The sequence below is a fragment of the Ruegeria sp. BB6 genome, from assembly GCF_056539385.1.
Genome location: NZ_JBQFUW010000016.1, coordinates 1 through 12624, shown reverse-complemented (window position 1 = coordinate 12624; position 12624 = coordinate 1). Strand labels below are relative to the sequence as shown.

At 52.4% G+C, this 12624-nt stretch carries 12 protein-coding genes; 9 read left to right on the top strand and 3 right to left on the bottom strand.

Annotated features, from left to right (window positions below):
* Positions 1-298: 298 nt before the first annotated feature.
* Positions 299-502 carry a hypothetical protein gene (locus ACR0B7_RS20895; RefSeq protein ID WP_058283652.1) on the bottom strand — a complete coding sequence of 68 codons (204 nt, stop codon included), beginning with the start codon at positions 500-502 and terminating at the stop codon, positions 299-301.
* 236 nt (positions 503-738) lie between these two features.
* Entirely contained in the window at positions 739-1506 is a 768-nt protein-coding gene (locus tag ACR0B7_RS20890; RefSeq protein ID WP_480682372.1) for a helix-turn-helix transcriptional regulator, read from the bottom strand.
* A 153-nt stretch (positions 1507-1659) separates the two neighbouring features.
* Between ACR0B7_RS20890 and ACR0B7_RS20885 the strand changes: the two genes are divergently transcribed.
* The 5 genes from ACR0B7_RS20885 to ACR0B7_RS20865 are packed head-to-tail and all read left to right on the top strand — an operon-like array spanning position 1660 to position 6454.
* The gene (locus ACR0B7_RS20885) at positions 1660-2760 is read left to right on the top strand and encodes an ABC transporter ATP-binding protein (RefSeq protein WP_480682369.1); all 1101 of its coding nucleotides are present in this window, start codon (positions 1660-1662) and stop codon (positions 2758-2760) included.
* 34 nt (positions 2761-2794) lie between these two features.
* Entirely contained in the window at positions 2795-3958 is a 1164-nt protein-coding gene (locus ACR0B7_RS20880; protein WP_170577063.1) for a polyamine ABC transporter substrate-binding protein, read from the top strand.
* A gap of 38 nt (positions 3959-3996) precedes the next feature.
* Positions 3997-4848 (top strand): ABC transporter permease, encoded by an 852-nt coding sequence (locus ACR0B7_RS20875; RefSeq protein WP_170486636.1) that lies wholly within the window; start codon positions 3997-3999, stop codon positions 4846-4848.
* A gap of 7 nt (positions 4849-4855) precedes the next feature.
* The gene (locus tag ACR0B7_RS20870) at positions 4856-5677 is read left to right on the top strand and encodes an ABC transporter permease (protein ID WP_170355768.1); all 822 of its coding nucleotides are present in this window, start codon (positions 4856-4858) and stop codon (positions 5675-5677) included.
* An 18-nt stretch (positions 5678-5695) separates the two neighbouring features.
* The gene (locus ACR0B7_RS20865; RefSeq protein ID WP_170486634.1) at positions 5696-6454 is read left to right on the top strand and encodes an SDR family oxidoreductase; all 759 of its coding nucleotides are present in this window, start codon (positions 5696-5698) and stop codon (positions 6452-6454) included.
* Between the two features lie 528 nt (positions 6455-6982).
* Here the strand turns inward: ACR0B7_RS20865 and ACR0B7_RS20860 are convergent.
* Positions 6983-8779 (bottom strand): tetratricopeptide repeat protein, encoded by a 1797-nt coding sequence (locus tag ACR0B7_RS20860; RefSeq protein ID WP_170571345.1) that lies wholly within the window; start codon positions 8777-8779, stop codon positions 6983-6985.
* Between the two features lie 218 nt (positions 8780-8997).
* Between ACR0B7_RS20860 and ACR0B7_RS20855 the strand changes: the two genes are divergently transcribed.
* The 4 genes from ACR0B7_RS20855 to ACR0B7_RS20840 all read left to right on the top strand — a co-directional run bounded on the left by ACR0B7_RS20855 (position 8998) and on the right by ACR0B7_RS20840 (position 12123).
* On the top strand, positions 8998-9276 hold the full coding sequence (locus ACR0B7_RS20855) for a hypothetical protein (protein WP_170486632.1): 279 nt from the start codon (positions 8998-9000) through the stop codon (positions 9274-9276).
* 75 nt (positions 9277-9351) lie between these two features.
* Positions 9352-9945 carry a hypothetical protein gene (locus ACR0B7_RS20850; RefSeq protein WP_170486631.1) on the top strand — a complete coding sequence of 198 codons (594 nt, stop codon included), beginning with the start codon at positions 9352-9354 and terminating at the stop codon, positions 9943-9945.
* A gap of 98 nt (positions 9946-10043) precedes the next feature.
* Positions 10044-11204 carry an MBL fold metallo-hydrolase gene (locus ACR0B7_RS20845; RefSeq protein WP_170486630.1) on the top strand — a complete coding sequence of 387 codons (1161 nt, stop codon included), beginning with the start codon at positions 10044-10046 and terminating at the stop codon, positions 11202-11204.
* Between the two features lie 97 nt (positions 11205-11301).
* Positions 11302-12123, top strand: a complete 822-nt coding sequence (locus tag ACR0B7_RS20840; RefSeq protein WP_170486629.1) for an HD domain-containing protein — start codon at positions 11302-11304, stop codon at positions 12121-12123.
* The last annotated feature ends 501 nt before the right edge of the window (positions 12124-12624 follow it).

The window sequence follows — 12624 nt, the reverse complement described above, 5'->3', positions numbered from 1 at the left end:
GACCCCAAAGTAAAAGAGATCTCCCGACTGCTTTGGGCTCAGAGCAGCCATTCGCTATGTTCCGTCTAACTGACCTCTTTGCGGACAAAGCGGTCTATGGTTCACCAAACAAATCGGTTAACCTTGGGTTTACGGTACACGGTTGTGGAGAGTGAGAAGGATTAGTTGTCTTCACTTCCGGAAGTATAGTGTCTCAATTGGCACCGTTATTGTATGCTGAGCAGGACGTTATGGCTCACGGGCGTCCAGATACCCTCCGGTTTAGCCCTTTTGCGTGTCAGATGGTATCGTCCCAAAATTAGGTTGTTGGTTGCTCTGGTGCATCACCCAAAGCCAGCAGCAAAAGGATAGCCAAAAGGGGTGATCCAACCAGACCGATCAGGAACCAGATCAAACCGGATCGGTTGCGCCGCCCTGCCATCGTGATTGGCAGGATATAAAGCCAGATCACGACAACCAGCAAGATGAGCATAAAAATCAACTGGATAACTGGTGCGTCCATGAAATTTTGCCTTTCGTATCTTGACGCCATTTTTAAAACGGCTGATCCGGTTAGGTAGACGATGGCCCGAAAGCGTTTTCGGGTATTAATTTAGCCCAACATGGGTTCCGGGCGTCCCAACCCTCTCCCTTTGGGTTCCTTGGCTATCAGACAGTGCCGTCCAAATGTTTGGTGTTTTCCGGGTCACAAGGTAGCAAGGTCGGCAAAACGGATAAAGTGGGTGTTCAAGGAGCCTTTTAAAGCGCCTTTTCAATGAACTTTGAAAAAAGCTCACCCTGCGAGTTGATCCTAAGTTTCGCGTAAATGTTGCGTCTGTGGATGCGGACTGTGCCTGGAGAGATGCCGAGAATTGTGCCAACAGCTTCTGCCGAATGGCCCTTCAATGTGAACTCAACGACTTCTCGTTCTCGTAGCGTCAGAACGCCATCGCCAAATGCCTGGAATGCTAGATCGACGCGACGACTAACGCCATTCGCTGCGGCGCCGCGGGCCATCGTTGGAAAGTCACTCCAATGTTTGCAACAGGCTGCCCGAACGAGCGGCCATAGAGCGAGCAAATGACGAATTTCCTTGGCGGAAAAAGGCTTCTCTGCTCGCATGAGCGAGACCACAACCATCCCAGCGCCTGGGATATCGATAAAGTAGCCAATCTCCTCTGCTAACCCAGTCCTTTTGTAATAGCTGCGATAGTATTCGCCCTGATAGAACCTGTCCGGTGCGATATCGCGCATGCGGTACAGACCCGGTGTTATTGGTTTTGTCGCGGCCAAAAAAAATGGATCAAGTACGTAGGGCCCGGCTTGGTAATCCTCAACAAATATACGCCGTTTGCTTTTGGGGAAATCGTCGTGAAGGTCTATTGGTGCTTCGGTTCCGACATGGCCAAACGCCACCGTAAAATCAAATGGTGCGACCTGCCGTAAGCCATCTGCCAAAGCACATGGAAACTCTGGGGTTCCGATCTTCTCCACGACCCTGCCGGCCTCTTCCATCCAATCGTACACACGCCGCTCCAGATCTTCGAAAAGAACCTCTATACCCCAATTGTGGTATATACAGTTATTCCGAGTTATTGTTACTTTTTCCTTGTTTGAGTGGTATGCCAGTAAATGCCAAAAAATCAAGCAAAAGGAAAACGGCAGTATATGAGCTTTGACATGAGCGTTACCATGCAGACGATTGCGGAACTCCGAGGAGTGACCAAGACCTTCGGGAATGTGGTCGCTGCCAAAGACCTGAATCTTTCCATTGGGAAGGGGGAGTTTCTGTCATTCTTGGGCCCATCTGGTTGCGGCAAAACCACAGCACTTAGAATGCTAGCAGGTTTCGAGAAACCAACCGAAGGTCAGGTGTTGCTCGATGGCGAAGTCGTCAACGACTTGGATGCGCACCATCGCCCAGTCAATATGGTGTTTCAGCAGTACGCTCTTTTTCCTCACCTGAGCGTGTTCGACAACATCGCATACGGCCTGCGCCAACAACGACCACGCGTAGACAAACAAACAATCGCGACAAAGGTTAAGCAGGCGCTGGAAACTGTCCGTCTTGGTGGATTTGGCCCACGTCGCATCTGGGAGATGTCTGGTGGTCAGCAGCAACGCGTCGCTTTGGCGCGTGCGATCGTAAACGAGCCCAAGCTTTTGCTGCTCGATGAGCCAATGGCTGCTCTGGATCGAAAGCTTCGAAAAGAAATGCAGTTTGAACTGCAGAACCTGCAACGACAACTGGGAATAACTTTTATCCTCGTCACGCACGACCAAGAAGAAGCGCTTTCAATGTCCGACCGAATTTGTGTGATGGAAGGCGGCAGTATTGTGCAGGTAGGCAGCCCACGCGAACTCTATGACATGCCCCGCAGCCGTTACGTGGCTGGATTTGTAGGCACCTCGAATTTCTTTGATGCAACTGTAACAGACTCAGCAGCTGACCAAATCACTGTGCGTTTAGCGAGTGGCCAAAAGGCGCACGGAACTCCGGAGATTCCAATAGATGCAGGGCAGGAAGTGTGCGTTAGTATCCGTCCTGAACAGATCACGCTGACCCGCGCGCTACCCGCAGCTGAAATCGCTCTGCCAGTTACCATTCAAAATCGGATCTTCCTTGGGGAGCACACAGAATACCTTGCGCGCAACGAAGCACTGGGTGATTTCCACGTACTTGTGCCAAGGCAAGCGGAATTGAACGAGGGGACGTTCAATGCAGGAGAGCAGGCCTTTGTTTCATGGGGCGAAGGCGCACTGCTGATCCTGGAAAAATAACAAATCCCGCAATCCAACAACAGAGAGGTTCACGATGACCAAGGATAATGGGACTATTTCCAAACAGAAGTTCATGGAAGAGCTTCGCCGGTACCAAAAGGGTTCGGTTTCACGGCGACATTTCTTAGGCGTGACAGGTCTTGGGATGGCAACGGCCGTTCTAGGCACGGCCATGCCTGGGTTGCGTACACGCCCGGCATTTGCTGCCGGAGACATTGGCGACCGAGTGATCCTCGCCACATGGCCGAACTACCATGACGAGATGAACTTCGAAGCCTTCACGGAAGCCACTGGCGCCCATGTTCAGGTCAATGTTTTTGGCTCGAACGAAGAGATGTTGGCAAAACTACAGGCTGGAGGGTCTGGCTGGGACGTTTTCGTTCCAACCAACTACACGATCACTACGTATGTGGGTGAAGATCTGATCATCCCGCTCGATACGTCCAAACTGCCAAACTACGACGCAGTTTCATTCGAGCAGCGCTTTTCCGATGCCGGTTCTGTCGATGGCCAGCTTTACGCGGTCCCAAAAAACTGGGGCACGACTGGCTTTGCAGTGAACACCAGCAAGCTTGACGGCGCTCCGACTCCAACCACATGGAAAGAGTTCTGGGACCTTACTATGGAAGGTTACTCAGGCCGGACAATGGTGCATGATTACCAACTCACCACCATCGGTAATGCCCTGAAATACTTCGGCTACTCCTTCAACTCGGTCGATGAGAAGGAACTGGCGGATGCCGAGAAATTGTTGCTGGATGCCAAACCGCATCTGTTTGCAATCTCGTCGGATTATCAGCCACCGATGCGTAACGGTGACGCCTGGATGACGATGTGCTGGACAGGTGATGGCAAGCAGATGAATGTCGACATGCCTGAAATCGCCTACGTTCTGGGAACTGAGGGCGGTGAACTCTGGTCCGACTACTACGCTATTCCTAAGGGCGCACCCCATATGGATGCCGCTTATGCCTTGATCGACTTCCTGCTGAACCCGGAAGTTAATGCGAAAGAAGTCCTCGCTCACGGCTATCCATCGGCTGATGCTCGCACCAATGCGTTGCTGCCGAAGGAACTACTGGAAGATCCGATCCTTTATCCGGCAACTGACCTTTTGAATGCACTCGAGTTCGGCGCGGCGGCTACGCTAACCGATCCAAACCGTGCCGAGTTGCTCGCCCGCTTCAAGTCGGCCTAAGCGGCAAGGCCGCCAATATCGGAAAAGACGAGGAAGATATGACCGAACGAGGCAGAAAAGCACTGTTGCTGGCACCGGCAGGAATATGGCTGTTGGTAATGCTTGCCCTTCCTCTGCTGGTCGTCTTCGTCTTTTCCTTTGGCGAACGGGGTGCCGCCGGAGGCTATGTTCCAGCGTTCACGTTGGAACAATATGCCAACCTTCCTGCGCGATGGACGGCGTTTAAGAACACATTGATCCTCGCACCTCTGGGGACTATCGCTGCGTTGGTAATTGCCTACCCGCTCGCCTACTTTCTTGCGGTGCGTTGTTCACCAAAGTGGAGAACTTCGCTGTTGATCCTGGTGATCGTGCCGTTCTGGACATCGATCCTGATCCGGTCATACGCATGGATTTTCATCCTTGGGGGGCGTGGCTTGCCCGCTTTTCTGGAGTTGATCGGCATCGGTGATATCCGCCTGATAAATACGCCGTTCGCTGTGCTTGTCGGGATTGTCTATGGGTATCTACCTTTGATGGTTTTCCCGATTTTTGTAAGCTTGGACAAACTGGATAAACGCCTTCTGGAAGCATCGGCTGATCTCGGCTCTACCCCATGGCGTACGTTCCGTCAGGTGACACTTCCTCTGTCGGTACCTGGTATCGCAACTGGCTGCATGCTGGTCTTCATCTTGCTGATGGGCGAATTTCTGATCCCAGCGATCTTGGGCGGCGGAAAGGTCTTTTTCGTCGGAAATGCGCTGGTGGACCTGTTCCTGCAGTCTCGGAACTGGGCGTACGGATCGGCGGTCGCAATGACTCTGGTTGTCGTAATGCTTGCCACTGTATCAATTTACATGAAATTCATCTCGCGCCTGGGCGGCCAGCGCGAAGATGTCTCGCTGATGTGAGGGTCCGATGCGCTTATACGCGATCTGCGTCTACCTTTTTCTATATATTCCAATCGGCATCATCGCGCTTTTCAGCTTCAATGCCGGACGACACGCAAGCCAGTTCATGGGGTTCTCGACCCAATGGTATGGCAAAGCGCTTAACAACCCATTTGTTATGGACGCGCTCGAGACCAGTCTGCTTGCGGCATTCATAACTGCTTGCCTCGCATCCACACTCGGAACCATGGCGGCCATCGCTTTACAAGGGGTTAAGGGATGGCTCCGAACTTTGTTCGATGCGATGATTTATATTGCGATTATGATACCCGGTATTGTCATCGGCATCGCGACACTCATTGCCCTGGTCACCGTATTCGGCTGGCTAAACCCGCTTCTTGCAAGCCTATGGCCCGATGGAGCAAATCCCCCGCAACTTTCCATGGGGATGCCCACGCTTGTCGCCGCGCACACCATGTTCACGATGGCGCTGGTCATAATCATCGTACGTGCAAGGCTATCGGGTATGGACCGTGCCCTCATGGAAGCTTCGGCTGACCTCTTTGCGACGCCTTGGGGCACCTTTCGGCAGGTGACGCTGCCGTTGATAGCACCGGCAATTTTGGCGGGCTTCCTGCTCAGCTTCACTTTCTCATTTGATGATTTCATCATCGCGTTCTTCGTAGCCGGCTCAGAAACAACCCTGCCAATCTACATATTCTCATCCATCCGGCGCGGCGTAACGCCCGAGATCAATGCCATCGGCACTATGGTTATGGGCGCGTCGCTCTTGTTGCTCGTTGCAGCGCAACTGCTTTTGCGCCGAGGCGCCTCAAAATCGAATAGTTAAATAAAGGAGCCAAGTGACATGCGGCTTGCAGGTAAAGTCGCGCTCGTGACGGGCGCGGGATCAGGAATTGGTCGGGCGGGTTCAATGGCAATGGCACAAGAAGGCGCGCATGTCATGGTAACGGATCGCGATGTAACACTTGCTGAAGCCACTGTGGCCGAGATCGTTGCGCAGGGGAATCAAGCGTCTGCCAAACAGCTTGATGTAACCGATGACGATGCCCTTACCAAAACCATAGACGAAGCAGTTAAAACCTTCGGTCGGCTTGACGTCTTGCACTCTCACGCTGGGTTGCAGATCGAAGGAACGCTGGAAGAAGTGGAACCAGATGGAATGGATGCTTCTTGGGCATTGAATGTCCGCGCTCACTTCATTGCAGCGCGTGCAGCTGTCCCTCATATGAAATCATTGGGTGGAGGCAGTGTGATCGTCACGGCCTCCAATTCTGGGGTTCAATACGACCGGGGTATGATCGCCTATGCGACTACAAAGCACGCAGCTGTTGCGATGGTCCGGCAGATGGCAGCCGACTACGCTGTCCATGCAATCCGTTTCAATGCCCTTTGTCCAGGATTTGTAGACACCCCCTTCAATGCAGGCTTCGAAAATCAGATGGGTGGCCGTGCCAAACTGGAAAGCTACATCGAGCAGGCGATCCCTATGAGTCGGTGGGCGACAGTTGAAGAGATTGGCCATGGGATTGTCTATTTAGCTTCGGATGAATCCGCTTTTATGACGGGACAAGCCTTGGTTATCGATGGCGGTGAATGCATTTAGTGATGGGTTAGACCGCTAAAGTGAATGTCTATCGCCGCATTTCATTTTTGGCGAGCCCATTTCAGTCCGCTTTGGGCTCGAAGCAGTCACGCTCTGCGGTCTGTCTGAACGACTGCTCGAGCGGACAAAATGGCCATTCGCGTTCACCGCCGTGAGGTCCGGTTGCTGCCCGAAGCGGACCTCACGATGACGCCTGCTTTATCAAGCCGGGTTCCAATAGTCCCTACAGATTGCAACTGAAATCTCATTTACATTGAGTATTGAAGAATGTTCCATCCTGGAACCACTATCCGGAAGATTTGCTTGTCACTTTTAGGAGCACAATATCATCCGCCCAAGGTCTGATTTTTCAACATATAGGAAGGGTGTAAACCACGCTTGAGATACCACGAGCAATTTGAGTTGCTTCGTCAGCACATTTATTTGATCCATTCTCTACACGAGCTGGCTGCGACCTATAAGATATGCAAGCGAACCTGAACAAATGAGAGTGCTCTTGAATCGACCAGAGCCGGTAACCGCAAGTCGTCATCGAGTGTTGGCCAGCGATTTGGCCTTTTCGTACTCGTCCAGCAAAGGTTGCATCATTTTGGGATCATATATCACCTTTTCCAGCCACCGTCTGAGCGGAAAGGTCTCACCTTCGGCGATCATGGCGGCCAGGCTTTCGAGAATTTCCGTTTCTTGGTCGATTTTCCCGATCGCAGCATTTCCAGCGGCTTGGTATACCATCATGTGAGGACCGAACGGCCCTTCGAGATCCAGGTTTTCCTGCAGTGTGGCCAGACTCTCTGGATAGTTTCCAGCGTGAAATTGAGAAACGCCCAGAATGTTCCTATAGGGTCGTCGAATGCTGAGGGGATCCAGGCTTAACGCGCGCTGCAACGGTGTTATTGCCTGCTCTGGCTTGCCTGCGTACAGAAGGAACATGCCCAAATAACCATGAGCCAAACTTGAGCTCGGCTCTTGCTCGACTGCGCGTTCACCGAAATCAATTGCGGGTTGCGGATTGCCCATCAGGATTTCGAGAATACCCAAGGTCAAAAGCGCGCGAACATTTGCCTGATCCTTTTCCAACGCGCTTTCAGCGTATTGTTTGATCAGACCCCGCGTTTCATCCGTGTTTGCAGCAAGTCCAAACCAAGTTCTGTGTGCTTCCGCAAAGGCCAGACCGGCATAACCGTGCGGGGCGTCCGGTTCCAACCGCACTACACGCTGCAACAAGGTGTGTGCCGCGTCAAACCGCGATGGGTCGCTTGGCGGGTGAATGATGTCTAACGCCTGCTGGTACAGAATCCGGGCATCCCGGCGGGTCCACCGCGCATCCTCCATTCTCGAAGTCAGTTCGGGGAACAATTCGATAGAAAAGGTCGAACTGATCTCGCGCGAAATCTCGGTCTGAGTTTCGAACCGGTCTGTCGTTTTATAGTCGAACCGTTTGGCCCAAATTTCGCCCCTGCTGTCTACGTCAACGAGGCCGATGTTTAGCCGATAGCCATCCGTCATGGTCTGCAGGCTGCCCCTTAGAACATGGGTCGCACCCAGCTTGCGCCCCTCGTCGATCAGATCGATGGCTCCGTCGGACAGTTCGGCTGTCGATGCGTACGAGATCACGCGCAAGCCCTGCACCCGCGCCAGATCTGTTGTAATGTCCTCGGCGATGCCACGGGCCGCTACGGATGTAACAGCGCTGTTTCCCAATGGATTGAACGGCATCACGGCAACGACAGGTAAATCCCCCCAAAGGTCATTTTCCGTGGTCGTCTGATCGGTAGACAGGCTTTCATTTTCGAAACTTTGGAACAGCATGAAAGCTGTCACGGCCATCAACAGCGTCAACAAAAGCAACACGACCCAGTTCGGAGCCCGCCAGCCGCTTCTGCCGCGCCGGCCTGTCCGATCTGGCTTATCGGAAGGTGCCGAAGTTACATCCCGAAATTCGAACGACGGCACATAGGACCCTTTGGGAATGGTAATCACCAAGGGATCGTTGCTTCCATCTGTCAGGTAATAGTGTTCCAGCTCACGCCGCAAGCGTCGCGCTTCAAGGCGTACAACCGGGTCTGAGGTCGCGTCGAAATCCTCGGATCGGCCCAGAACGGAAACGCCAATCGAATACCCTTTCACCCGGTCAGCGCGCCCGGCCAGTGTTTCATCAACGATGTATTTGAGGAACGCGCGTCGGCGTTCATTCGCACCAAACTGAGAACTCTCAAACATACGGTCGAGCTGTTCGTCTATGGTCGCCTGTTCCAGAGGCGGCGCTGACTTCCGCTCGGATAGCTGACTTTCCATCGCAGTATCTGTCGGCTGTGTTCGTTCCATCCAAACTAACTTAACGATACCCGGGTTATTCGGACCACGTCCAGTATTACATTCATACAAAAGAATTTTTAAGGTTCAGAACACGTTCAGAACATGTTCGTTACCCCAGTCCACAGTCCTCGGATGTTAATTTGGTGTCTCCAGGTTGTGTCTGGGCAGACAGACCGTGGAAACAGATTCTCACTGACGGCCAATGGCCTTTGACGGGAGGGGAGCAAATGGAAAACTTTCTTGCTGCCGGATGTTTCGAATTGGTGAAAAAATCGCCCAGCGATGAATTCACAATCGTGTCTTTGTCGCGGAGTGATCCAAAGTTTCAGGCGATTTGCCGCGACTTCGGCGAGGCAGTGACCGCCTTTCACAGCTTTCAAGCTGAAGGAGAAAACGGGCGAGCCCGCGCGACCGAATACAATCAGATCTGCGAAGAACTGAGGCTCGAACTGATGGAATACGTAAGCTTGGCCAAGGTCAGACCCAAGGCACAAGACCACCACTGAAGCGGCACGACTGTCGTCCAAACAGGCAGCTTGTCCGACGCCGTGACCTGAATTCCAACAAGCAAGGAGACGGGAATGATTAAACGAACCTGCCAAACGCTATTCTTCGTATGTCCAATGGTTCTCGGCTTCATCTCCATCGCACAGGCGCAAGACGATGATGGCCAGGAGTGCAAGGCATTGTTCGTGCACAATGCCAGTTCAGTGTCGATGACCGCAGACACGATCACGATGACAGATGTCAGCCCAATCGTCACTTTCTTTTGCGACAGGCCGGTGCGGTATGCGGGTGTGCAAAGCATACAGGGCTTTCTGGACATGGTGTCCGAAGGCGACGACAGCTTTGCTGTGGACCCGCCCAACGCCATACTGACCATCGTTGCGGATGGTGAACCGCCCGTTGATGTGGTCGTGGAGTTGTCGCAACGGCCACTGAACGATCAGGGAACGATGACCTATCCCGGCGTCAAGGTCATCAAGGGTGAAATACCACAAGCCACAGGCCCGGGCACGTTGTTCATCGACCATTTCGGTCGACCAATGTCGCCGGGATCGGTGGCAGGCGTGCATCGCCGGCACGACCGCCGCGAGGTTCGTCACTGCGCCGCCGACAACCCCGATAACCCGAACGATCTTTGCAATTGCGGGCCCGGCCTCGTCTGCAATTGAGACACGAAGGGCACATCAAGAATTCTGAAAGGAGGCCTGCATCAGGGGATCCGATTCCTCTGATCATAAGCAAAACATCAAAAACTAGGGAGGAAGTTATGTTTTCAATTCTTGGCAACTACCCGCGAAAACTGGTCCGGGGAACCGCCGTCGCATTCGCAGCTAGCGCCGCGTTGTGTACCGCTGCCTGGTCTCAGTCCTATGAGGAAAATCTTGCTGCGGGTGCCGCCGAAACGGAACAAAATTATCTGAACGTTCCCTTCGTAAAACCCGAAGATTTCAAAACTCCCTATACGAGTCCGGCCTACTGGCCGACCAATTACCCGCGAGGCCCGATTGACCGGTCGCCAGCGGATTCCTCAACCAAAGTGATCACCCTTGGAACGGGCGACCCGCCACCCAATCCCTACCGTTTTGGTCCTGCTCACGCGGTGATCATAAACGGGTTTCCATATTTTGTTGACGCCGGCGAAGGCTGGTTCAGGTCACTTGGGAAGGCCGTCCTTTCTCAGGGCGCAATGGATCTGGCAACCGTTTTTGATCTACAGAACATCAAGTATATGTTTCTGACCCATCTGCACGAAGATCACACGGTGGGATTGCCATCCTTCATATCGGGCCCGTTCAAGTTTGGCCCCGGCCCCGACAAGAAGATATATGGACCCGAGGGCGTTGACGAGATGATTGCCAATATCAACGCGGCTTGGCGGCTCGACAGGAACGAAATGTTCCAGGGCTCGACAACCCAAAAGGCCGACGGAGCAACCGCAATCGGCGTGCCGGTCTGGTCATCGACCGATCCCAAAGGGCGGCTAATTTACGAGGACGACAACGTAACGGTCGAAGCATTCCCAACAGAGCACGGTTTTCTTCATCATACCTATGCTTACCGGTTTACGGCCAAGTCGGACGGGCGCGTTGTCGCGTTTGGCGGCGACGGGCACTACTCTGAAGGTCTTGTCAACGCGGCAAAAGACGCTGACGTTCTGGTCATCGAAAGCATAACGAGAAAGAACATCATGTTTGTGGTCTGGGGTGGAGACACGGAAGACGAAAAAGTGAAGATTATTGGTGCCTACCACATGTTTCCAGAAGACATGAAAAAGGTTCAGGACGACAGTGGTGTCAAACAGATCGTCATGACGCACGTCCAAAACTATAACGACCCCGAGCATTTCGACCGTCTGAGTGTACTGAAGGAAATGCAGGATGCTGGCGTCACGAACATCCTCATGGCCGAAGACGGCGACATCTACTGAACGGACGGCCAGCCAAAAGGGAAAGCCCTGCCGGGCTTTTCCGCCAAAAGTACCAAAATGCAGCCTTTGATCACAGACGTGATCTGTGCATCCGGCAATGTTCCAAGGCTCCGCGCAACAACCGTATATCAATCATCTAATAGAAGTGATGAAGTACGTCGCGGATGCCACTCAAGGGTGTGACGTTGAACTACTTATGGCGTCACTTCTACACGATGTTTTGGAAGACACGCCCATTATTTTTGAAGAACTCCAACAACTGTTTGGAAGCAGGGTGGCAAAACTTGTTGGTGATAACACAGACAGCATGGAGCTCTCCAAAGACGAGAGACGAGCCCGACGAAAAATAAAAATGTCAGAAAATACATCTGAAGCACGCTTGATCAAGTTGGCTGACTTGACTTCAAACTTGAGAGCAATATCAGCTTCGCCGCCCGCAGGCTGGACAAACGCAAAGCGGCTTAGCTACGCTAATGATTGTTTGAACCTCGTGAATATTGCTCGTGGAACAAACGCAAAATTGGAAGCCGCGTTTGACGAGGTGCTTTCCGGCCTTCAAAATCACTTATCAACCAGTACTAGCGTGTCCCAAGAGCCTGAGTGTTCATTGGACTTTGTCGTCGGTCAAAGTGTATTTTTGGTTCATGTCCCAAACACCCATATAGAGCCTGTTCCGGATAAATGGGTAGATATGCTTTTTCGGATCACTGAGACTGATTTTCCCTCTGTGTCAGTACGAAGATGGGATTCTATGTTCGATGGGGTGAGGCGAGAAACACTTGTACTACGCCTCCGTAGCGATTCCTCTGATGATATCGTTGCTTTGGGGCAGCGTATCGCAAGGACATTTAATCAAAGCTTTGTAGGTATAGAGACAGATTCAAAGTACATCCGAGTCTACAATGATGACACTGGCTAGGTTCCCAAAAGGCCCTAATTTTGGCGAAAATAGCGGCTGGCCCTCTGTCCGATAGTAAAAAGCTACCTGTCAAGTCGGTCCGCTTTGGGCTGATAGCGGTCAAATGTGCTTGTCGCATCAAATCGAGTGAGAGCCGGCAGCTTTGGGCTCGAAGCAGATATCTGATTGGTTTGGCCAATGAATGCTTTGCGTTGTGACCAGTCAGTGAAAAATTAACGGATATGAGTCTGCAATTTCTTGTCGGCAAGGGAATCGCCCATCAGAGCGCCAAAATCATCCGTGCCTTCCAATGCGACAACAACGTGCAGTGCCTAACCCTCAACAGATATCAAGCAACAAATAGAGGGTGGTCAATAGGGTGGATAGAAAAACGGAATTTCTCTATCACATTTATAAAATTAATATTTTTCGGGGATTTGGTGCCCAGGAGAAGCTGTGTCTCTTGGTTCTGCTCCCGTTACAGGCATCGTGACCTATGATTGTCTCAGTAAAAGAAGGGGT